This window comes from Streptomyces sp. NPDC043427, assembly GCF_056436655.1.
Genome location: NZ_JBWKCC010000003.1, coordinates 155,059 through 175,334, shown reverse-complemented (window position 1 = coordinate 175,334; position 20,276 = coordinate 155,059). Strand labels below are relative to the sequence as shown.

General features: G+C 71.2%; 20 protein-coding genes, 2 pseudogenes and 1 riboswitch. Of the genes and pseudogenes, 10 read left to right on the top strand and 12 right to left on the bottom strand.

From position 1 onward, the window contains the following. Positions 1–44: 44 nt before the first annotated feature. Positions 45–512 carry an RICIN domain-containing protein gene (locus AC067M_RS08115; protein ID WP_478696158.1) on the top strand — a complete coding sequence of 156 codons (468 nt, stop codon included), beginning with the start codon at positions 45–47 and terminating at the stop codon, positions 510–512. Between the two features lie 27 nt (positions 513–539). On the opposite strand, the pseudogene AC067M_RS08110 reads toward AC067M_RS08115, so the two are convergent. From AC067M_RS08110 to AC067M_RS08100, 3 genes and pseudogenes are all read right to left on the bottom strand, one after another. Then, a pseudogene (locus tag AC067M_RS08110) lies at positions 540–676 on the bottom strand (bifunctional 5,10-methylene-tetrahydrofolate dehydrogenase/5,10-methylene-tetrahydrofolate cyclohydrolase); the annotation flags it as partial. After that, a pseudogene (locus tag AC067M_RS08105) lies at positions 674–904 on the bottom strand (tetrahydrofolate dehydrogenase/cyclohydrolase catalytic domain-containing protein); the annotation flags it as partial. The pseudogenes AC067M_RS08105 and AC067M_RS08110, both read right to left, overlap by 3 nt. A 15-nt stretch (positions 905–919) precedes the next feature. Further along, positions 920–1,004, bottom strand: a riboswitch (ZMP/ZTP riboswitch). A 5-nt stretch (positions 1,005–1,009) separates the two neighbouring features. After that, positions 1,010–1,861: a hypothetical protein gene (locus AC067M_RS08100; protein ID WP_478696157.1), complete on the bottom strand. Its 852-nt coding sequence runs from the start codon at positions 1,859–1,861 to the stop codon at positions 1,010–1,012. A gap of 73 nt (positions 1,862–1,934) precedes the next feature. On the opposite strand from AC067M_RS08100, the gene AC067M_RS08095 reads away from it, so the two are divergent. Further along, positions 1,935–2,498 carry a MarR family winged helix-turn-helix transcriptional regulator gene (locus tag AC067M_RS08095; protein ID WP_478696156.1) on the top strand — a complete coding sequence of 188 codons (564 nt, stop codon included), beginning with the start codon at positions 1,935–1,937 and terminating at the stop codon, positions 2,496–2,498. Between the two features lie 22 nt (positions 2,499–2,520). Here AC067M_RS08095 and AC067M_RS08090 read toward each other — a convergent pair whose 3' ends face one another. Next, positions 2,521–2,883 (bottom strand): nuclear transport factor 2 family protein, encoded by a 363-nt coding sequence (locus tag AC067M_RS08090; protein WP_478696155.1) that lies wholly within the window; start codon positions 2,881–2,883, stop codon positions 2,521–2,523. Between the two features lie 105 nt (positions 2,884–2,988). After that, the gene (locus tag AC067M_RS08085; RefSeq protein WP_478696154.1) at positions 2,989–4,743 is read right to left on the bottom strand and encodes an ABC transporter ATP-binding protein; all 1,755 of its coding nucleotides are present in this window, start codon (positions 4,741–4,743) and stop codon (positions 2,989–2,991) included. A 118-nt stretch (positions 4,744–4,861) separates the two neighbouring features. Here AC067M_RS08085 and AC067M_RS08080 point away from each other — a divergent pair, with 118 nt between their 5' ends. The 3 genes from AC067M_RS08080 (at position 4,862) to AC067M_RS08070 (ending at position 7,631) form a co-directional block, all read left to right on the top strand. Next, positions 4,862–5,950, top strand: a complete 1,089-nt coding sequence (locus AC067M_RS08080) for an S-(hydroxymethyl)mycothiol dehydrogenase (protein ID WP_478696153.1) — start codon at positions 4,862–4,864, stop codon at positions 5,948–5,950. Further along, a complete protein-coding gene (locus AC067M_RS08075; RefSeq protein ID WP_478696152.1) occupies positions 5,950–6,579 on the top strand; it encodes an MBL fold metallo-hydrolase in 630 nt (209 codons plus the stop codon). Before AC067M_RS08080 ends, AC067M_RS08075 begins: the two co-directional genes overlap by 1 nt. A gap of 137 nt (positions 6,580–6,716) precedes the next feature. Continuing rightward, positions 6,717–7,631: an SDR family oxidoreductase gene (locus AC067M_RS08070; protein ID WP_478696151.1), complete on the top strand. Its 915-nt coding sequence runs from the start codon at positions 6,717–6,719 to the stop codon at positions 7,629–7,631. A 2-nt stretch (positions 7,632–7,633) separates the two neighbouring features. On the opposite strand, the gene AC067M_RS08065 is transcribed toward AC067M_RS08070, so the two are convergent. Continuing rightward, positions 7,634–8,170, bottom strand: a complete 537-nt coding sequence (locus AC067M_RS08065; protein WP_478696150.1) for a hypothetical protein — start codon at positions 8,168–8,170, stop codon at positions 7,634–7,636. A gap of 50 nt (positions 8,171–8,220) precedes the next feature. On the opposite strand from AC067M_RS08065, the gene AC067M_RS08060 reads away from it, so the two are divergent. Together AC067M_RS08060 and AC067M_RS08055 are read left to right on the top strand one after the other, a co-directional pair. Continuing rightward, on the top strand, positions 8,221–9,027 hold the full coding sequence (locus AC067M_RS08060; protein WP_478696149.1) for an SDR family NAD(P)-dependent oxidoreductase: 807 nt from the start codon (positions 8,221–8,223) through the stop codon (positions 9,025–9,027). 59 nt (positions 9,028–9,086) lie between these two features. Further along, the gene (locus AC067M_RS08055) at positions 9,087–10,382 is read left to right on the top strand and encodes an MFS transporter (protein ID WP_478696148.1); all 1,296 of its coding nucleotides are present in this window, start codon (positions 9,087–9,089) and stop codon (positions 10,380–10,382) included. Positions 10,383–10,533: 151 nt separating this feature from the next. Here the strand turns inward: AC067M_RS08055 and AC067M_RS08050 are convergent, their stop codons facing one another. Next, a complete protein-coding gene (locus AC067M_RS08050; protein ID WP_478696147.1) occupies positions 10,534–11,925 on the bottom strand; it encodes a pyridoxal phosphate-dependent decarboxylase family protein in 1,392 nt (463 codons plus the stop codon). Between the two features lie 62 nt (positions 11,926–11,987). On the opposite strand from AC067M_RS08050, the gene AC067M_RS08045 reads away from it, so the two are divergent. Further along, the gene (locus AC067M_RS08045) at positions 11,988–13,373 is read left to right on the top strand and encodes an aminotransferase-like domain-containing protein (protein ID WP_478696146.1); all 1,386 of its coding nucleotides are present in this window, start codon (positions 11,988–11,990) and stop codon (positions 13,371–13,373) included. Here the strand turns inward: AC067M_RS08045 and AC067M_RS08040 are convergent. Further along, entirely contained in the window at positions 13,335–14,228 is an 894-nt protein-coding gene (locus AC067M_RS08040; protein WP_478696145.1) for a LysR family transcriptional regulator, read from the bottom strand. The two genes, AC067M_RS08045 and AC067M_RS08040, sit on opposite strands and share 39 nt — an antisense overlap. A 70-nt stretch (positions 14,229–14,298) precedes the next feature. On the opposite strand from AC067M_RS08040, the gene AC067M_RS08035 reads away from it, so the two are divergent. Then, complete coding sequence (locus AC067M_RS08035) at positions 14,299–14,931, top strand: maleylpyruvate isomerase family mycothiol-dependent enzyme (RefSeq protein ID WP_478696144.1); 633 nt, start codon at positions 14,299–14,301, stop codon at positions 14,929–14,931. An 80-nt stretch (positions 14,932–15,011) separates the two neighbouring features. After that, on the top strand, positions 15,012–15,710 hold the full coding sequence (locus tag AC067M_RS08030; protein ID WP_478696143.1) for a L,D-transpeptidase family protein: 699 nt from the start codon (positions 15,012–15,014) through the stop codon (positions 15,708–15,710). 26 nt (positions 15,711–15,736) lie between these two features. Here AC067M_RS08030 and AC067M_RS08025 read toward each other — a convergent pair whose 3' ends face one another. The 4 genes from AC067M_RS08025 to AC067M_RS08010 are packed head-to-tail and all read right to left on the bottom strand — an operon-like array spanning position 15,737 to position 20,224. Next, positions 15,737–16,939, bottom strand: a complete 1,203-nt coding sequence (locus tag AC067M_RS08025) for a Gfo/Idh/MocA family protein (protein ID WP_478696142.1) — start codon at positions 16,937–16,939, stop codon at positions 15,737–15,739. Between the two features lie 26 nt (positions 16,940–16,965). Then, positions 16,966–18,309, bottom strand: a complete 1,344-nt coding sequence (locus AC067M_RS08020) for an ABC transporter substrate-binding protein (RefSeq protein WP_478696141.1) — start codon at positions 18,307–18,309, stop codon at positions 16,966–16,968. A 10-nt stretch (positions 18,310–18,319) separates the two neighbouring features. After that, positions 18,320–19,240, bottom strand: a complete 921-nt coding sequence (locus tag AC067M_RS08015) for a carbohydrate ABC transporter permease (RefSeq protein ID WP_478696140.1) — start codon at positions 19,238–19,240, stop codon at positions 18,320–18,322. Between the two features lie 18 nt (positions 19,241–19,258). Further along, the gene (locus tag AC067M_RS08010; RefSeq protein WP_478696139.1) at positions 19,259–20,224 is read right to left on the bottom strand and encodes a carbohydrate ABC transporter permease; all 966 of its coding nucleotides are present in this window, start codon (positions 20,222–20,224) and stop codon (positions 19,259–19,261) included. Positions 20,225–20,276 lie beyond the last annotated feature (52 nt).

Here is a 20,276-nt window from a genome sequence, read left to right as displayed (position 1 = left end):
CGGTCAGTATGGCCGCCCGGCGGACGACTTGAGGGGAACGACCCGTGGAACACAACCCATTCACCTCTGTCGCATCCGTTGACTTCACCCCCGGGTGGATCCAGCTTCGGCCCGCGACGCGTTCGGAAAACCGATCCACGTTCGATATCACGAACATTATCTGCCGCGAGGTGGCGGCCTGCGCCGCACCCAACGGCACCCAGGCCGAGCTGTGGGCCTGCAACGGCGGCCAGAACCAGGCGTGGACGTACACCTCCCGCAAGGAGCTCGTGGTGTACGGCAACAAGTGCCTCGACGCCTACAACCAGGGCACCACCAACGGCACCAAGGTCGTCATCTGGGACTGCAACGGCCAGAACAACCAGAAGTGGAACGTGAACAGCGACGGCACCCTCACCAACGTCAACGCCGGCCTCTGCCTCGACGCCAACGGCGCGGCCACGGCCAACGGCACCCAGATGGTGCTGTGGGCCTGCAACGGCGGCGACAACCAGAAGTGGACGCTGACGTAGGTCACCCCCGGCTGTGACGTCCGACCGTCACAGCCCCAGCCGCCGGGCGGCGGCGTCCACGGTCTGTTCCAGGAGCGTGGCGATGGTCATCGGGCCGACGCCGCCCGGCACCGGCCTGATGAGCAGGCCCGCTCGAGGGCCGAGTCGAAGTCGACGTCGCCGATCCCTGCCTTGCGGCAGCGGTTCTGCTTCATACGGACGTAGGTGGCGGACGCCGGACCCTCGCCCACCAGGACGGTCGCGAGGGTGGGCGCCGTGCCCGTGCGGCCGGTGATGCGGGTCGCCCTTTCGGCGGTGTTCCCGACGAGGCGCCGGGCGAGGGTGGTGCCGTCCTCCCCCAGTGCCTCAAGGGCCTGGGAGGTGCCCCCAGCCGGGCCCGCGACATGACGCACTCCTGAGCCGAGCGGTCGCCTCGCCCGGGCGCACGGCATCCACTTCGCCCAGACCGCTCCCGGGTGGTGCTCCACCTCAGCGCCAGTCACGGGCCCGCCACCAGCTCAGGGCCTGGCCGGCACGGTCTCCGAGGGCGGGGCCGCCGTCGGGTCCACCCCGGCCAGGAAGGCGCTCGCCTGCGCCGCGAGGCGTACGGCTCCCACGGCCTCCGCCCAGCGGGCGACCTCCGTGGCCAGTGCCCCGGCCGCCGCCTCGTCGCCTGCGTCCCTCGCCAGCACCGCCAGCAGCATCTGCTGCGAGAGCGTGCCCGGGACCGCGCCGGACCGGGCGCCCAGCGCCGTCGCCCGGCGCCAGCGGTCCTGGGCGCGGGCGTGGTTCCCGGTGTCGTGGTCGTGGTCGCCGAGGTGGCGCAGTGCCTCGCGGGCCAGCAGGTCGTCGCCGCCCGACTCGGCGGCGCGCAGGGCGGCCTCGTAGTGGTCGGGGGCGGCGGCCCGCTCGGCGAAGTGGTTGTCGGTGATCAGCCCCAGGTACAGGGACGCCCAGCCTCGTCGTGCGTCGTCCGGGGCGCCGTCGCGCAGCTCGCGCGCCCGGCGGCGCAGGTCCGCGAGCTCCTGGGGGTCCTTGCCCCGCGGGCCGAAGCGCAGCGCCCCGTCGACGAGGAACAGCCGCGTGTAGGTGTGCCGCAGGCGGACGAGGTCCAGGTCCCAGTCGCCGTCGGGGCACTCACGCTCGGCGTCCTCGATCCGCGTCGCGGCGGTGTCCGTACCGGTGAACCAGTCCCGCTCCAGGGCGACTTCGGCGGCGGTGACGGCGATCCGGGCCTGGGCGCCGGGGTCGGTGACCGACGCCGCGTCGAGGAGGCTCGTCGCGGTGTCCCACCGTCCGGCTCTCCCCAACTCGCGAGCTGCAGCGATGAGTTCGTGGGACGGCACGGAGCTTCTTGTGTCATTCGTCATGACGCGGAAGGTAGTTATGCGAAAAACTATCCACAAGAAAACCACTGTGCGAGGCAGGAGACGGGGTCGGGAAGTGGGGGAGCAGGGAGCGCGGGACTCGGTCGACCGGCACGTCGAGCTGTGGCTGCAGGAACTCGACGGGATGGACCCTCTCAAGGAGGCGATCATCGCGCGGCTGGCGATCCTCGGCCGCCACACCGCGCAGACCCGGCGGGACGCCCTCGACGACGACGGGCTGAGATACTGGCAGTTCAAGGTGCTGCTGACGCTGCGCCGGTTCGGCCCGCCCTACACGGCGAGCCCCTCCCTGCTCGCCGACCGGCTCGGTCTGACCCGGGGCGCGCTGTCGTCCCGGCTCGGTCCGCTCGAGGAGGCCGGGCTGATCGCCCGCACCCACGACAGTGTCGACCGCCGCCGCGTCAGCGTCCGGCTCACCGAGGCCGGCCATGCGGCGTTCGAGCAGCACGCGGCGTCGGAGGAAGCGCGCGAGGCCGCGCTCCTCGCCGTACTGACGTCCGAGGAGGAGCGGACACTCGCCGACCTGCTGCGCAAGCTGGTCCTGGCGGCCGAGTCCGGGCCCGACGCCACCGAGCAGCCGCCGCACGGGCCGAACGGGTCCAGGCCGGCCGACCGGTGACCTGGACCCTTGGACTTCCTCCCTACTCGTCCCACGCCTGGATCATGGTCTGTTCGACGATCTTGCCGTCGCGCAGCGTGACCATCGACTCGGCGAGGACACGCACCCCGTCCGAGTACTCGCAGGACTCGCTGAAGGCGGCGCGGTCGCCCTGCACGATGCACTCCTCCAGCTTGTGCGTCAGGTCGCGGCTGTAGACGTCGTCGAGCAGTTCGCCGATCTCGTCGCGTCCGTGCAGGACACGGGGGCTGCTGGGTTGGCTGTTGTGGTCCACGACGCGCAGTTCCGCGTCGTCCGCGTAGAGCGACAGAAGGGCCGACGCATCGCCTTCGATGGCCCTGCGCAGAGTCTTGCGGTCGAAGGTGGAGCTTGCCGCGGTGCCCATGATGACCTCCTCGAAAGACCGCGGCCCGCAGGGACGACGGGCCGTCTCGCCCTCACCTTCGAGACTCCTCCGCTGTTACCGCCCCGGCAAGCGGGGGCGGGTGGCTCACTCCGCGGTGGCGAGGAACTGCGTGGCCGCCAGCTCCGCGTACAACGGATCGGCGGTCACCAGCTCACGGTGCGTGCCCACCGCGCGGACGCGGCCCGCGTCCATCACGACGATCCGGTCGGCCATCGTCACCGTGGACAGCCGGTGGGCGACGACCAGCACCGTCGTCGTACGGGCGACATCCGCGACCGTGTCGCGCAGCGCCGCCTCGTTCACCGCGTCCAGCTGCGAGGTGGCCTCGTCGAGCAGCAGCAGCCGGGGCCGGCGCAGCAGGGCCCGGGCGATGGCCACGCGCTGCCGCTCGCCGCCCGACAGCTTGGTGCCGCGGTGCCCGACCAGCGTGTCGATCCCCTTCGGCAGCCGGGTGACCAGCCCGTCGAGGCGGGTGGTCTTCAGCACGCGCGTGAGCGTGCCGTCGTCCGCCCCCGGGTTCCCCAGCAGCAGGTTGTCGCGCAGCGAGCCCGACAGCACGGGGGCGTCCTGCTCCACATAGCCGATGGCGGCCCGCAGCCGGTGCAGCTCCCAGTCGGTGACGTCCCGGCCGTCGAGGGTTATCAGGCCGGACTCGGGGTCGTAGAACCGTTCGATGAGGGAGAACACGGTGGTCTTGCCCGCGCCGGACGGGCCGACGAACGCCGTCATGCCGCGGGCCGGCACCTCGAACGTCACCCCGTGGTGCACGTACGGCAGGTCGTCGGCGTACCGGAAACGCACCTCGGTGAAGGCGAGGGAGGCCGGTGGCGCATCGGCCGACGGCAACTCGACCACACCGGCCGGGGGTTCGGCGGGCAGGCTCAGCGCCTCCTGGATGCGGGTGAGGGCCGCCGAGCCCGTCTGGTACTGGGTGATCGCGCCGACCACCTGCTGGATCGGCGACATGAGGTAGAAGACGTACAGCAGGAAGGCGACCAGCGTGCCGACGTCGATGGCGTCGGTCGCCACCCGCGCCCCGCCCACCGCGAGCACCGTGATGAAGGCGACCTGCATCGCCAGTCCCGCCGTGTTGCCCGCGGCAGCCGACCACTTGGCGGCGCTCACGCTCTGCCGCCACGACTCCTCGGCCGCGCCGTGCAGCGTCCGCTCCTCCCGGTGCTCGGCACCGGACGCCTTCACCGTGCGCAGCGCGCCCAGCACCCGCTCCAGCGAGGCGCCCATCACCCCGACCGCGTCCTGCGCCCGTCGGCTCGCCCGGTTGATGCGCGGCACGATGAGACCGAGGATCACGCCCGCGCCCGTGATCACGGCCAGCGTGACCCCGAGCAGCACGGGCTCCACGAGCCCCATCATCACCACCGTCGCGACGAGCGTGAGCCCGCCCGTGCCCAGGCCCACCAGCGAGTCCGTGGTGACCTCGCGCAGCAGGGTCGTGTCGGAGGTGATGCGGGCCATCAGATCACCCGGCTCGCTGCGGTCCACCGCCGTGATCCGCAGGCGCAGCAGATACGACGACAACGAGCGCCGCGCGCCGAGCACCACCGACTCGGCGGTGCGCCGCAGCACGTATGAACCCAGCGCCCCCAGCGCCGCGTTGGCGACGACGAGACCCGACATGGTGAGCAGCGCGCTGGTGATGGCACGGTCGTGCCCCAGGTCGTCGATCAGCCCCCGCGCCACCAGCGGCAGCAGCAGCCCGGTGGCCCCGGTGAGCAGCGAGAGCACCGCGCCCAGCAGAAGGGTCCATCGGTGCGGCCGAACGTAGCCGAGCAGCAGTCGCCACGGGGGCGCGCCGGTCTCCGTCTCTGCGATGGTCACGGTGCTCCTTGGTCGAGGTACCGGCAAGGGTATGCCGTGGGCTCGGGCGCCGTTACTGATCAGTTACGTCTAGGGTCGGGAGGGAGAGGCAGAGCCGCCGTATGAAAGGGGCAGCACCATGGCGCAGGAAGTGCGCGGCGTGATCGCACCGGGGAAGGACGAACCGGTGCGGGTCGAGACGATCGTGGTCCCCGACCCGGGGCCGGGCGAGGCCGTGGTGAAGATCCAGGCATGCGGCGTCTGCCACACCGACCTGCACTACAAGCAGGGCGGGATCAACGACGAGTTCCCCTTCCTGCTCGGGCATGAGGCGGCCGGGGTGGTGGAGTCGGTCGGCGAGGGCGTCAGCGATGTCGCGCCGGGTGACTTCGTGATCCTGAACTGGCGTGCGGTGTGCGGGCAGTGCCGGGCGTGTCTGCGCGGTCGGCCCTGGTACTGCTTCGACACCCACAACGCGAAGCAGAGGATGACGCTCGCCTCGACCGGTCAGGAGCTTTCCCCGGCTCTCGGGATCGGCGCGTTCGCGGAGAAGACGCTGGTGGCGGCCGGCCAGTGCACGAAGGTCGATGCGTCGGTGGCTCCGCAGGTGGCGGGGCTTTTGGGCTGCGGGGTGATGGCCGGCATCGGCGCGGCGATCAACACCGGCAACGTGGGCCGGGGTGACACGGTCGCGGTCATCGGCTGCGGCGGTGTCGGGGACGCGGCGATCGCCGGGTCGCAGCTGGCGGGGGCAGCGAAGATCATCGCTGTGGACATCGACGACCGGAAGCTGCACACCGCCCGCACCATGGGCGCCACCCACACGGTCAACTCGCGCGAGACGGACCCGGTGGAGGCGATCCGCGAGCTGACCGGCGGGTTCGGCGCGGACGTGGTGATCGAGGCGGTGGGGCGCCCGGAGACGTACAAGCAGGCGTTCTATGCCCGTGACCTGGCGGGCACGGTCGTCCTGGTGGGCGTACCGACTCCCGAGATGAAGCTCGAACTCCCGCTGCTGGACGTCTTCGGACGGGGCGGTGCGCTGAAGTCGTCGTGGTACGGAGACTGTCTGCCGTCGCGGGACTTCCCGATGCTGATCGACCTGCACCTCCAGGGCCGCCTGGACCTCGGGGCGTTCGTGACCGAGACGATCCAGCTCGACGAGGTGGAGAAGGCGTTCGAGCGGATGCACCACGGCGACGTGCTGCGTTCGGTGGTGGTGCTGTGATGGCCGCCCGCATCGAACGCCTCGTCACCGCCGGGCAGTTCAGCCTCGACGGCGGCACCTGGGACGTGGAGAACAACGTGTGGATCGTCGGGGACGACCACGAGGTGATCGTGATCGACGCCGCACACGACGCGGACGCGATCGCGGAGGCTGTCGGGGACCGGCGGCTGACCGCGATCGTGTGCACCCACGCCCACAACGACCACGTCGACGCCGCCCCCGCCCTCGCCGACCGCACCGGGGCCACCATCTGGCTGCACCACGACGACCTGCCGCTGTGGAAGCAGACCCACCCGGACCGGGATCCCGACGCCTGGCTGCAGGACGGCCAGGTGATCGAGGCCGCCGGCGCCGACCTGCGGATCCTGCACACCCCCGGCCACGCCCCGGGAGCGGTCTGCCTGTACGACCCCGGCCTGGGCACGGTGTTCACCGGCGACACCCTCTTCCAGGGCGGTCCCGGCGCCACCGGCCGCTCCTTCTCCCACTTCCCGACGATCATCGACTCGATCCGCGACCGCCTGCTCACCCTGCCGCCCGAGACGCAGGTCCTCACCGGCCACGGCGACTCCACCACCATCGGCGCCGAGGCTCCGCACCTGCAGGAGTGGATCGCCCGGGGACACTGACGGCGTGGGCCACAGGCCGTCCGAGTGACTCCTCCGTAAAGAGCGGCTCCCGCGTAAACGGCGACAGAGGATGTCCGGCTTTCCCGTCACTCTCGAAGGTGACAGCACTCGGGAACCACGAGAACGGGAGGCCGGACATGTCTGGGCCGCTGAAGGGCAAGGTCGCGCTCGTCGCCGGAGCGACACGGGGAGCCGGGCGGGGGATCGCGGTGGAACTCGGGGCGTCCGGGGCCACCGTGTACGTCACCGGACGCAGCACCCGGGGGCAGCGTTCCGAGTACGACCGCCCCGAGACCGTCGAGGACACCGCCGACCTGGTCACCGAGGCCGGCGGAGTGGGCATCGCGGTCCCCACCGACCACCTCGATCCGGCGCGGGTCCGCACCCTCGTGGACCGCATCGCCCACGAGCAGGGGCGCCTCGACGTCCTCGTCAACGACATCTGGGGCGGCGAGAAGCTCTTCGAGTTCGACGTCCCCGTCTGGGAGCACGATCTCGACAAGGGGCTCCGGCTGCTCCGGCTGGCGGTCGAGACGCACGCGATCACCAGCCACCACGCCCTGCCCCTGCTCCTGCGCCACCCCGGCGGCCTGGTGGTCGAAATGACCGACGGCACCGCCGAGTACAACCGCACTGCCTACCGCAACAACCTCTTCTACGACCTCGCCAAGGCGTCCGTGCTGCGGATGGCCTTCTCCCTCGGCCACGAACTCGGCCCGCGCGGCGCCACCGCCGTCGCCCTCACCCCCGGCTGGATGCGCTCCGAGATGATGCTGGAGCACTTCGGGGTGACCGAGGAGAACTGGCGCGACGCCCTCGACAGCGTTCCCCATTTCGCCATCTCCGAGACCCCTCGCTATGTCGGCCGTGCCGTGGCCGCCCTCGCCGCCGACCCCGACGTGCCCCGCTTCAACGGCCAGTCCCTCTCCAGCGGCGGCCTCGCCCAGGAGTACGGCTTCACCGACCTCGACGGCAGCCGCCCGGACGCCTGGCGGTACCTCGTCGAGGTCCAGGACGCGGGGAAACCGGCGGACACGACCGGGTACCGGTGAGGTCAGGCCTGGCCCGTCGGCGGGAGTGGTGCGTGGGCGGCGGGGTCGGCCGGGAGGGCCAGGTCCTGCCGCACGGCCCGGTAGTACCCCTCACGAGCGGCCCGCTGCCGCTCCAGCAGCGCCTGCCAGGTCAGCGGATCCCGGGTCCGCTCGCCCAGGAACCGTTCCATCTCCCGTACGACGACGATCCAGGCGCGTGTCCGCTCCACCACCTGAGAGCTGCCGAGCAGCAGCAACGACTCCCAGTGGGAGTCGACGGCCGCCGCAGCCTCGGCCATCAGGGGAGCCGCCTCCTCGGGCGTCAGGGGGTGCGGATGCGGATCGTTGCCGAGACCGGCGGCGATCCGGTTCGTCAGCACCACTGACTTCTTCAACGCCCCCGCGTAGTCGCGGTACGCCGCCAGCCGCCGCTCCTCCCAGTGGGCCTCCCGGTCACGCCGGAAACGGATCCGGTCGCTGCGGACGACCGCCAGGTACGAGCCGAGCGCACCGATCACGACGCCGATGAGGGCGGGGAGTTGCTGCAGGAATTCCGACATGGACGCACGGTAGCCGCCCGGTCGGCCGTCGTGGCACTACGGTCGGCCCCATGACGGACACGAAGCGCTTCGAGGGATACGGGGTTCTCGTCACGGGCGCGGCCCGAGGTATCGGCGCCGCCACCGTGTGCCGGTTCGCCCGGGAGGGAGCACGGGTCCTGGTGACCGACGTCGACCTGCCGGAGGCCGAGCGGACGGCGGTGGCTCTGCGCGAACAGGGCCTGGCTGCCGAGGCGTTCGGCTGCGACGTGGGGGACCGGGCCGCGGTCGAGGCGGCCGTCGCGTACGCCGTCGCCGCGTTCGGCTCCCTCGACGTGCTGGTGAACAACGCCTACGCCTGCACCCCCGACGCCCCGCTGTTCGAGGACGAGCCCGACGAGGTGTGGGCACGCGACCTCGACCTCACCCTGACCGGCGCCTACCGGTGCTCCCGTGCCGCCCTGCCCCACCTGGCCGCCTCCGGGCACGGCGCGATCGTCAACGTCGGCTCCGTCAACGGTCTCCAGGACTTCGGCAACCACGCCTACAGCGCGGCCAAGGCGGGCCTCGGCTCCCTGACGCGCACCCTCGCCGGGCACGCGGCGGCGCGCGGGGTGCGGGTCAACATGGTCGTGCCGGGCACCGTCCGCACCACCGCGTGGGAGGCACGGGACGCCGAACTCGACGCGATCCGCGAGCTGTACCCCCTGGGCCGTGTCGGAGAACCGGACGACATCGCGGGCGCCGTCGCCTTCCTCGCCTCGCGCGACGCGTCCTGGATCACCGGCACGTCCCTGCGTGTCGACGGTGGGCTCACGGCGGTCAACACGGGATTCCGGGCGATGACCGGACAACCAGGACAGCGTAGGGAAGCTTAACTGTCCCTGTAGATCTATTCACTTGTCCTTCCCGGTGGGTATCGGGCAGCGTTTCCCCTGTGCAGACCGACCCTCGGACGGACTTCCCGCCCGCGTCCCCCTGGCGCATCGCCGACTTCCGTGTCCTGTTCGCCGCCTCCACCCTGAGTCAGCTCGGCACCAACGTCACCTATGTCGCCGTCCCCCTGATCGCCGTGGCCGCGCTGGACGCGGCGCCCGGTCAGGTGGGCGCCCTCGCCACGCTCGGCACCCTGGCGTTCCTGCTCATCGGGCTGCCGGCCGGGGCCTGGGTGGACCGGATGCGGCATCGTCGTGTCCTCATCGGCGCGGACCTCGCCCGCGCGGCCCTGTTCGCCTCGGTGCCCGTGGCCTGGTACCTCGACGCGCTCACCCTCGGTCAGCTGTACGCGGTGGTCCTGCTCAACGGGTGTGCGACCGTGTTCTTCGACATCGGCTCGCAGAGCGTCCTGCCCGGACTGGTCGACCGTACGGCCCTGGTGCAGGCCAACGCGGCCGTCGTCAGCCTGCAGGCGGCGAGCAGCGTCGCCGGGCGTGGCGCGGGTGGCGGGCTGGTCCAACTGCTCACCGCGCCCGTGGCCGTGCTCTGTGCGGCGGGCGCGTATCTCGGCTCGGCGCTTCAGCTCTTCGCCGTCCGTCGTGAGGAGGCCGCGCCTGCTTCGCCGCCCGGGGTGCGACTGCGGGAGCAGATCGCCGAAGGCGTGCGGCACGTCTTCGGCAACCGGGAACTGCGGGCGCTCGCGCTCACCGCGGCTCTCAGCAACCTCGGCTCACAGGTCGTCAACACCATGCTGCCGATCCTCTTCGTCCGGGAACTCCACCTGTCCGCTGGGGCGTTGGGCCTCTACTGGGGAGCAGGCGGCCTCGGTCTGCTGCTCGGCGCCCGCTGCGCCCGCCCCCTCGCCGGCCGCCTCGGTTACGGCCGTACGCTCGGCCTGGCCGGTCTCGTGTCGGCCCCCGCCGGGCTGCTGGTGCCGCTGATCGGCCGCGGCCCCTGGCTCTGGCTCGCCGGGGCGGGCTGGGTGGTGGTCATGTTCAAGATCGGCGCGGACAACGTCCTCGGCGTGAGCCTGCGCCAGCGGATGACGCCGGACGACCTCCTAGGCCGTATGAACGCCACGTTCCGCTGCGTACTGACCGGCGCGATGGCGGTGGGCGCCGCGCTGTCCGGCCTGCTCGGCGAACTGGCCGGAGTACGCGCCAGCCTGTGGGTGGGCGGCGCCCTCCTCGCGACAGCCTTCCTGCCCGTCTTCCTCTCCCCGGTCCGCTCCCGTCGGGAACTCCCACGGCAGGAGCCGACTAGGACGCCCACGAGGCGAACCGTGCCGAAGGGCTGATCTCGCCGCCCTGCGCCGGAGGAGCGCCCGCGGGCCCCCCGGGGGCTGACCTCGGCCCTGGCTCAGCGGGCCGCCGAGTCGGTGGGGACCGGGCCGGAGGCAACTCCCTGGCCGTGCAGGAAGGTTGCCCCCGACTCCCCTCCCACGACGCTCAGCCGACCCGCGCCGAAGCGACAGCCGCCAGCACCCGCTCCACATCCGCCTGTGACGTACGCCAGTTGCTGAACGCCGCCCGCACGGCGGGCACCCCGTCGTACACCGTCGGCGTCAGGAACGTCTCGCCCGAGACGGCGACCGCCTGGGCCAGGGCGTCCACCCGCTCCTGCGTCGGCTGGTCGACGAGGGTGAAGCAGACGACGTTGAGCCGGACCGGCGCCAGCAGGCGCAGCCCCTCCAGCGCGGCCACGCCCTCGCCGAGCCGGTGGGCGAGCGCGACGTTGCGTTCGACGATCTCGCGGTGCCCCGCGCTGCCGTACGCCACGAGCGAGAACCACGCGGGCAGGGCGCGCAGGCGCCGGGAGTTCTCCGGGGTGAGGTGCAGGAAGTCGGGTTCGCCGGTGGGCAGGCCGAGGTAGGGCGAGGCGTTGTGGAAGACCCGCACCTGCAGGTCCCGGCGGCGGGTGAACTGGACGGCCGCGTCATAGGGAACGTTGAGCCACTTGTGCAGGTCGACGCAGACCGAGTCCGCCGCGTCGAGCCCGTCGACGAGATGCGCGTACGCGGGGGAGAGCGCGGCGAAGCCGCCGAACGCGGCGTCCACGTGCAGCCAGAAGTCGTACCGCTCCTTCAGCGCCGCGATCGCCCGCAGATCGTCGAAGTCGACCGTGTTCACCGTGCCGGCGTTCGCCACGACGATCGCCGGCCGACCGCCCAGCTCCGCCAGGGCGGCGTCGAGGGCGGCCACGTCGACGGCCTCGCGGTTGTCCGGCAGCACGGGCACCCGGCGCAGCCGGCCCCGGCCGATGCCCAGCACGGACAGCGCCTTGGAGGTGCTGGAGTGCGGGCTGCCGGACAGCACGTCGACCGGGCCGAGGGCGGCGGCGCCCTCCCGCGAGACGTCCACACCCAGCCGTTCGCCCAGCCACTCGCGGGCGACGGCCAGCCCCACGGTGTTGGACACCGTCGCACCGGTCACGAACGCCCCGGAGTGCTCCTCGCCAAGACCGAACAGCTCCCGCAGCCAGGCCACCGTCTCCCGTTCCAGCGCCGTCGCCCAGGACCCGGCCGCCCCGGACACGTTCTGGTCGTAGGTGCTGGTCAGCCAGTCCCCGGCGACCGACGCCGGCGTGGCGCCGCCCGTGACGAAGCCGAGGTAGCGCGGGCCGGCCGAACCGGAGAAGCCCGGCGCCCACCGCTCGGCGAACCGTGCGAGGGCGCCCTCGGCACCGGCACCCTCGGCGGGCAGGGGGTCGCGGCCGGGGGTCTTGTCGAGCCGGACCACGGGACGTTTTGCCAGCCCCGTCACCTCGCGGGCGGCGAGGTCGCGGGCGGACTGCAGGAGTTCGGGGAGCCGGGAGAGATCGTCGGCGAGTGTGCGGTGCATGGCAGGGAGCCTAGGCGGACGCACACCACCCACGGCTGGTCCAGTTGAGGGAAACTGGATCAATGGAAACAGGCTTCGCCGCCGCGCTCGGCACGTGGCGCGACCGGAAGGGCCCGCTGGCCCACGCACTGTCCGCGGCCGTCCGCGAGGCGGTCGTCGACGGCCGTCTGCCCGCCGGCACCCGGCTGCCGTCCGAGCGGGAGCTCGCCCGCACCCTGGGGCTCAGCCGCGGCACCGTCGTCACCGCCCTGACCCGGCTGCGGGACGACGGCTGGCTGCACACCCGGCACGGCAGCGGCAGTGTCGTACGGCTGCCCGCCCGCCTCACCGAACGCACCACCCCCTGGTCCCTGGACCACGGCGGGGCGGGCGACGCGGACCTCGATCTCACCCTCGCCGTCACGGCCGCACCGCACGACGCCTACCTCGCCGCCCTGGACCGGGCCGCCGGGCGCAGCGCGGCCCTGCTCGTGGACTCCGGCGTCGCCACGGCGGGCCTGCCGCGCCTGCGCGACCTCCTCGCCGACCGCTACACCCGGACCGGCCTGCCGACCCGCCCGGAGCAGATCCTCGTCACCTCCGGCGCCCAGGCCGCACTCACCCTGCTCGTCGACCATCTCCACACCGACCGCAGACGACCGGTCGCCGTGGAGAGTCCCACCTATCCGGGCGCGCTGGCCGTCCTGCGCGGCCGCCGCTCGCGCCTGCTGCCGGTGCCCGTTTCCGCGTCCGGCGGCTGGGACACCGACCATCTCATGGCCGCGATACACCGCCGAAACCCCCAACTCGCCTATCTGATCCCCGACTTCCACAACCCCACCGGCGCCCACATGGGCGGGGCGGCCCGCGCGGAGATCGCCCGCCTCCCGCTGCCGGTGATCGCCGACGAGACGATGCGCGAACTCGACCTCAGGACCACGCCCGGCACCGAGCCCCACCTGGCCGGACCCGGCGTCATCCAGATCGGCTCGGCCAGCAAGATCCTCTGGAGCGGCTTGCGGGTCGGCTGGATCCGCGCGACCGCCGATCTCGTACGACAACTGCGGCGCAACCCCCTCCAGCCCCAGCTGTCCCCGCCGCCCCTGGAACAGCTCATCGCCGCCGAACTGCTCGGCGACGGACTGGACGCGGTCCTCGCCGACCGCCGCGCCCGGCTGCGCGCCCAGCGCGACCACCTCGCGGGGCTCCTCGACGGGACCGGATGGACGTACACGATCCCCGGCGGCGGCCTGTCCCTGTGGCTGCGCCTCGGCGCGACCCCGACGGCGCCGGAGCTGGCGGCCCGGGCGGCCCGGCGCGGCCTCGCCCTGACGCCGGGCCCGCTCTTCTCCACCGACCGCGCCACCCTCACCCACCACCTGCGCCTGCCCTTCACGGCGACCCCGGACGTCCTCACCCGCGCGGTGCGGTTACTGCGCGAGTGCCTCACGGAACCGTCCGAGCAGTGACCGCGCCGCCGGGCCGCCCGGCCCGTCCGTCCGCCAGGCCAGCGCGATCCGCCCCCGCGCCCGGTCGTCGTCGATCCGCAGCGCAAGCAGTCCGGAGGTTTCCCACGGCGCCGGGACCACGGCCACGCCGAGCCCTCGCGTGGCCAGCCGTGCCAGCGCTTGCGGAGCCGCGGCCTCGAAGGCGATGCGTGGCTGGAAGCCCGCCTCGGCGCACAGCCGGTCGAGTACGGCGCGCACCCCGGTCCCGCGCGGCAGGCTGATCAGCGGCTGCCCACGCAGCGCGGCCGGCGGCACGGTCGTACGACCGAAGTGCGCGTCGAGGAACGGGTGCCCCGGGGCCACGGCCGCGAACAGCGGCTCGTCGATGACCACGTGAAGTGCGATGCCGGGCGGTTCCTCGTTCCCGATCCCGGCCACGGCGATGTCCAGCTCCCCGCGGCGGAGCGCGTCGAGCATCCGGTCCGAGGTGTCCTCGGTGAGGGTGATCTCGACCTGGGGGCAGTCCGCGTGGAAGTCGGCCAACACCCCCGCCACGTCGGCCTCGTGGCCCACCACGCCCGGCACCAGCCCGATGCGGACCCGCCCCCGCAGCAGGCCGGTGAACTCGTCCACCGTCTGCCGCACCCCTTCGACGGCGGTCAACGCGGCGCGCGCGTAGGGCAGCACCGCCTCCCCGACCTCAGTCGGTCGCACCCGCCGTCCGGACCGGTCCAGCAGCGTGTGCCCCAGCTCCCGTTCGAGCTGCCGGATCTGCGCGCTCACCCCGGGCTGCGCCACATGGAGCCGCTCGGCGGCCCGCGTGAAGTTGGCCTCCTCGACGACCGTGACGAAGTACTGCAGCTGCCTCAACTCCATAACCAGTCATGCTAGTTATCAGCTGATCCAGTTCTTGGACTTATGGGCCGGCCATCAAGATCCTTGACGTATGGGGACCTCAGCGAACGACATCACCGCCTGCGTCGCCGCCGAACGCCGCGATCTGGCCGACCTGTTCGACACCCTCGCGCCCATGCAGTGGGAGGCACCCAGCCTGTGCGCGGGATGGCGGGTGCGGGAGGTCGTCGCCCACATGTCGATGGGGTTCCGGTACCCGACGACCCGAGTGCTGTGGGAGCTGGCCAGGGACGGCGGCAGGGTGAACCGCATGGCGGACCGGCTCGCCCGCGCGGACGCCGCGGCCCACACGCCCGAGCGGCTCGCGGGTTTCCTGCGGGAGTACGCCGACCACCCGTGGAGACCGCCGGTGGGCGGGCGTGCGGCCGCTCTCGGCCACGACGTCATCCACGGGCTGGACATCGGTGTCGCCCTGGACCTCGACCGCCACGTACCCGAGGACCGGCTGCGTCACGTCCTGGCAGGCGTCAATCCCAGGGCCTTCGGTTTCTTCGGTGTCGACCTCACCGGCGTCCAGTTGCGTGCCGACGACCTCGACTGGAGCTTCGGCGCCGGCACACCCCTGCACGGCGCCGCACAGGACCTCCTCCTCGTGGCGTACGGGCGCAAACTGCCCGCCGGACGACTCCGCGGCAAGCAAGTTCACCGTTTTGTCACAGCCTGACGGGGCATACAACCGCACGGCCCGTGCGCCGGTCCAACACTCAGAGACCGCACGGGACACGCGAAAGGGAGAAGCCCGACATGGGGGACATACGCAGACGAAGCGCCGTCGCACTCGGCATCACCGGACTGGTCGCACCGCTCACGCTCGCCCTGGGCGCCGCGCCCGCGCAGGCGGCCGGGAGCTGCACGACGCAGGCCGGGCCGTACCAGAAGCAGGTGGAAAAATTTCTGGGCCGCCCGGTCGACGGCAGGCAGTCGCCCGCCGACTGCACGGCGATCCGGGCATTCCAGAACAAGCACGGCATCACGCCTAACATCGGCTACGCGGGCCCCGTCACCTGGGGCGTGATGGACCTCATGAACAAGCAGAAGGCCGTCGGCACCAACCCCAACAGGGACCGCAAGTGCCCCACGAACAAGGGCCGCATCGCCTGCGTCAACCTGACCCTTCAGCTGAGCTGGATCCAGGACGGCAGCAGGCTCGTCTACGGGCCGGTGCCGGTGCGCACGGGCCGCGACAAGTACGAGACCCGCACCGGCCTGAAGAAGATCTACTGGCGGCACATCGACCACGTGTCGAGCATCTACCACGTGCCCATGCCGTACAGCCAGTTCTTCGACGGCGGGCAGGCCTTCCACTCGGTCGGCGTCAGCGTGTGGAACCCGCCCGGCTCGCACGGCTGCGTCAACATGACGAAGACCGCCGCGAAGAAGTACTGGTCGCTGCTGAGGACCAACGACGACGTCTTCGTGTACGGCCGCAAGCCGGGCACCTGATACGGCACAGGCGCCCGGCCCCGGCGTCACAGCTCAGGCGCGTCCCCGAAGTCCAGGATCTCCAGCCGTACCCCGCCCTGCCGCGCGGACTCGTGCGCGACGATGCCCGGCAGGGTGTAGCGGGCGGCGACCCACGCGTTCACCGACGGCAGGGTGCGGGTGTTGACCGCCGTCACGAAGTCGTCGACCAGGAAGTGATGGCTGCCCTCGTGCCCGTTGTGCAGGTGGTCGAACTCCCGCGGCAGCCGCGCTCGGTCGTGCACCGGCGCCGAACCGGACGTGAAGGCGGCCCGCAGGTCCGGCGCGATGTGCTGGAGTGACGGGTCGTCAGGAGCCATGGTCTGCTTGGGTTCAAGCAACTCGCTGATGTCCTGCACCCCCTTCTTGTCCTGCCACAGCGCCACCGTCGCGAGCTGCTCCATGCTCGCCTCCGTCCCGAAGAACCGGAAACGCGACTCCCGGATGTGGGACGGGTAGCCGACCCGCCGGAACTCGTTCGTACGGAACGAGCCGCCGCCCGCCACCTCGAAGAGCGCGGTGGCGTTGGAGACGTCGTTGCCGAACTGGCTGACCTCCTTGTCGAAGACACCGTCGCCCCGGTCGTCCTCGACCCCGATCGCCGACACGCTCACCGCGTGCGTCTGCCAGGCGCCGAGCACCCCGCCCACCGCGTGCGTCGGGTACAGCAGCGGGGGATAGCTGGCGGTCGCCTTCCAGTTCTCTCCGCCGCTGTACTGGTACGCCTCGTAGAACCCCAGGTCCATGTCGTGGACGTAGTCGCCCTCGGCGTAGAACAGCCGCCCGAAGGCGCCTTCGGCTATCTGGTTGCGGGCGTGCACGGTCGCCGGGTTGTACTGGCTGGTCTCGCCCATCATGTACGTCAGACCGGTCGCCTTGACCGCTTCGATGATCGCCGCGATCTCCTCGGCGGTGATCGCCATGGGGACCGCGGAGTACACGTGCTTGCCCGCGTTCAGGCCCTGGACGACCAGCGGGCCGTGCGTCCAGCGCTGAGTGAAGATCGCCACCGCGTCGACCGCGGGCGACTCCAGCATGGCCTCGTACGAGGGGAAGGTGCCGGACAGCCCCTGGGCGGAGGCGAGCTGCTCGGCGCGTTCGGGCAGCAGATCGGTGACGTACACGTCGCTGACGCCGGGATGGGCCTGGAACAGCGTGGCGAACTGGCCGGAGAACTGGCCGGCGCCGACGATGCCGAGGGAGAACGTCATGTGAGGCGTGTCCTTCACTGGTCGGGTCACTGGTCGAGGATCAGGTTGATCTGGTCGTTGGTCCGGTCGAGGCTGCTGACCGGCTTGCCGTTGCCGTAGATGTCCTCCATCGCGGGCTGCATGAGTGCCGTCATGTCCGCCGAGTAACTGGCGATCGGGTACGAGAAGGTCCGGAAGCGCCTCTTGTCGGCCACGGGGTCGGTGAAGGAGGAGACGTCGATGTTCTTCTTCCTGTAGGCGGCGACGGCGGCCTCGGTGCCGGCCGGAGTGGCGGGGAAGACGACGCCGTACCTGCCGACGACGGTCTGGCACTTGTCCGAGGCCAGGTACGCCACCCACTTCCGGGCGCCCGCCTTGTTCTTGGAGGCCTTGGTGATGGAATCGGCGAGGCCGTTCATCATGGTGGCGCGCTTGCCGGTCGGTCCGACCGGAGTCCGGGCGGTCTTGATGTCCCGGCCCTTGAAGCCCGCGTACGTGGAGATCATCCAGGCCCCGTCGAACGCGGTGGCCGCCTTCCCCGCCGCGACCTGCGTATTCTGCTGGTTGGACTGGATGTTGTAGTCCGACAGGGGCGGCATGTAGCCCTTCTTCGCCAGGCCGAAGTACCACTTGATGACCGACTGGAAGGTCTTGCTGTCGTACTGGTACTTCGTGCCCCAGCGCGGCTTGTCCAGATAGCTCCACCCGGCGGACGCAGTGAAGTTGCTCCACTGCGTCTGGCCGTCGCCGAAGCCGCCGCCGCCCGTGGCCAGGCCGTACACCTTGACGTTGTTCTTGTCGAAGCCCGGCTCGTCGCCCCGCTTGCCCTTCTTGTCGATCGTGAGGTGGGCGATGGCCTTCTCGAAGGTGCCGCCGTCCTTGGGGTTCCATGACAGGTCGTTGAGTTGCTCGGCGGTGAGCCCGGCGTCCTTGGCCATCTTCCCGTTGTAGAACAGGGCGACCGTGTCCCAGTCCTTGGGAGCGCCGTACCGGTGGCCGTCCTGGCCGACCCAGTTGGCGGCGAGGCCCGGCTGGTAGTCGGAGTCCTTGATGCCGAGGTCGTCGAGCGGCTCGAGCACCTTCAGGTCGGCGAACTGGCCGAAGTTCTGGATGTGGTCGGTGAACACGTCCGGCTGGGTGCCCGCGATGAACCCGGCGGTGAGCTTGGTCCAGTAGTCGCTCCAGCCCAACTGCGTGATCTTGACGTTCAGTCCGGGGTTCTCCTTCTCGAACCCCTTCGCGCAGGCCTGGTAGGCGGGCAGTTGGTTGGCGTCCCAGAGCCAGTAGGTGACCGTGTTCGCGGACGATCCGGCGGCGCCTCCTTGCGCGCATCCGCTGACCAGGGACAGCGCCAGCGCTCCGGTCGCCGCGACGAGCGTACGAATTCGCATCACAGTCCCCTTACTTGATCCCGGTGAAGCCGATGGAGCTGACGATGCGGCGCGCGAAGCAGGCGAACAGCACCAGCATCGGCAGCGCGGCGATCAGCGTCGCCGCCATGAGCCCGGACCAGTCGACGCCGGTCGCCGGGGTCTGCGCCCGGAAGATCGCCAGTGCCACGGTCAGCACGCGCGAGCTGTCGCTGTAGGAGACCATCAGCGGCCAGAAGTAGTCGTTCCAGGAGGTGATGTACGTCAGCACGCCCAGCGTGATGATCGGCGTCGACGCCATCGGCAGCACCACCCGGAAGAAGACCCTGACCTTCCCGGCGCCGTCGAGCAGTGCCGCCTCCTCGACCTCCCGGGGGATGTTCATGAAGAACTGCCGCAGGAAGAAGACCGCGAACGGGGTCATGAACAGGCTGGGCAGCGCGATGCCCAGCAGCGTGTCCACCAGGTGCAGTTGCTTGATGAGCACGAAGTTCGGCAGCAGCGTGAAGATGGTCGGCACCATCATCCCGGCCAGGAACAGTCCGAACACCTTGTCCCGGCCGCGCCAGTGCAGCCGCGAGAACGCGTAGGCGGCCATCGCCGAGAAGAAGATCTGGCATCCGGTGATCAGGGTGGAGACGAGCACCGAGTTGAGCAGGTAGCGCCAGAAGTCGAGCCCGCCGCCCGCGCCGCCCTGCGCGACGGCCTCCTCGGCCGACTGCATACCCAGGGCCCGCTCGAAGCCGCTCGTGGTGAGGCCCACGGGCAGGGGGTTGGTCGGGTCGGCGTTGAGCCCCGCGTTGGTGGAGAGCGCGGTGCGCAGGATCCAGTAGAACGGCAGCAGGGTGATGAGGGTGATCAGGCCCATCGCGGTCCAGGCGGCGGCCCGCCCGGGGGAGAACCCGCGCCGGACCGGTCGTACGGTCGTGGTGGTGGTCGTCACGGCAGCCATACCGGTGTCTCCCTTCCGTCAGCCGAGGTCGGTCCGGTCGGCCCGGGTGAGCCGGTACTGGAGGATGGTGATCGCGCTGAGCACGACGAGCAGGGCGACGGACATCGCCGAGGCGTAGCCGAACTGGAAGCGGGCGAAGGCGGAGCCGTAGATGTAGTACTGGAGCACGTTGGTGGCGTTCGCCGGTCCGCCCGCGGTGGTCACCGCCACGGTGTCGAACACCTGGAACGACCCGATCACCGTCATGATCAGCACGACCGCGAGCACCGGCCGCAACAGCGGCATGGTGATCCGCCAGAACATCCGCCACTCGCTCGCGCCGTCGACCCTGGCCGCCTCGTACATGTCGTTCGGGATCGCCTGGAGACCGGCGAACAGCAGCAGAGCGGTGTACCCGACGTGCCGCCACACGTTGATCAGCGCGATCGTCGGGATCGCCCAGGTCTCGTCGGCGAGGAACGGGATGCGGTCGGCGCCGACGGCGCTGATGATCTCGTTGCCGATGCCGAGTTGGGTGTCCAGGACCCACAGCCAGACGAGACCGGCGACGACGTTCGACATCAGGTACGGGGTGAGCACGATGCCTCGCAGGAAGGCCGACTGGGTCAGCCGCTGGAGGAGGACGGCGATGGCGAGGGCCGCCACCGTCTGGACACCGATGTTGATGACGACGTACTCGACGGTGACCGTCAGCGAGTTCCAGAAGATGGGGTCGTTGACCATGCGGACGTAGTTGTCCAGGCCCACCCACTCCGCCGGGGTCAGCAGGTTGAAGCGGGTGAAGCTCAGATAGATGCCCCGCAGCGTCGGCCAGAGAAGGAAGACGACGAAGCCCAGCAGTGCCGGGGCCAGGAAGACGGCGGCGAGCCGCCCGTCACCCTGCCCCTCCCGGGCGCCCGCCCGGCTCGTCCTCTGCTTGGTCCGTGCCTCCGTGACGCCGTCCAGGGGGAGGCGTGACGGAGGACTGCTGGAGGCGACGGTCATCGGGAGACTCCCTCGTCTGCGGCGGCTCGTCCTCGGCCACTTACTTTTGTGG

Coding starts and splice junctions, on each gene's coding strand:
- AC067M_RS08065 (WP_478696150.1), bottom strand. CDS start 8,170: ATGTCGGAATTCCTGCAGCAACTCCCCGCCCTCATCGGCGTCGTGATC.
- AC067M_RS08080 (WP_478696153.1), top strand. CDS start 4,862: ATGGCGCAGGAAGTGCGCGGCGTGATCGCACCGGGGAAGGACGAACCG.
- AC067M_RS08025 (WP_478696142.1), bottom strand. CDS start 16,939: ATGACGTTCTCCCTCGGCATCGTCGGCGCCGGCCAGTTCTCCGGCCAG.
- AC067M_RS08030 (WP_478696143.1), top strand. CDS start 15,012: ATGGGGGACATACGCAGACGAAGCGCCGTCGCACTCGGCATCACCGGA.
- AC067M_RS08045 (WP_478696146.1), top strand. CDS start 11,988: ATGGAAACAGGCTTCGCCGCCGCGCTCGGCACGTGGCGCGACCGGAAG.
- AC067M_RS08070 (WP_478696151.1), top strand. CDS start 6,717: ATGTCTGGGCCGCTGAAGGGCAAGGTCGCGCTCGTCGCCGGAGCGACA.
- AC067M_RS08020 (WP_478696141.1), bottom strand. CDS start 18,309: ATGCGAATTCGTACGCTCGTCGCGGCGACCGGAGCGCTGGCGCTGTCC.
- AC067M_RS08035 (WP_478696144.1), top strand. CDS start 14,299: ATGGGGACCTCAGCGAACGACATCACCGCCTGCGTCGCCGCCGAACGC.
- AC067M_RS08060 (WP_478696149.1), top strand. CDS start 8,221: ATGACGGACACGAAGCGCTTCGAGGGATACGGGGTTCTCGTCACGGGC.
- AC067M_RS08075 (WP_478696152.1), top strand. CDS start 5,950: ATGGCCGCCCGCATCGAACGCCTCGTCACCGCCGGGCAGTTCAGCCTC.
- AC067M_RS08100 (WP_478696157.1), bottom strand. CDS start 1,861: ATGACGAATGACACAAGAAGCTCCGTGCCGTCCCACGAACTCATCGCT.
- AC067M_RS08090 (WP_478696155.1), bottom strand. CDS start 2,883: ATGGGCACCGCGGCAAGCTCCACCTTCGACCGCAAGACTCTGCGCAGG.
- AC067M_RS08040 (WP_478696145.1), bottom strand. CDS start 14,228: ATGGAGTTGAGGCAGCTGCAGTACTTCGTCACGGTCGTCGAGGAGGCC.
- AC067M_RS08015 (WP_478696140.1), bottom strand. CDS start 19,240: ATGGCTGCCGTGACGACCACCACCACGACCGTACGACCGGTCCGGCGC.
- AC067M_RS08010 (WP_478696139.1), bottom strand. CDS start 20,224: ATGACCGTCGCCTCCAGCAGTCCTCCGTCACGCCTCCCCCTGGACGGC.
- AC067M_RS08050 (WP_478696147.1), bottom strand. CDS start 11,925: ATGCACCGCACACTCGCCGACGATCTCTCCCGGCTCCCCGAACTCCTG.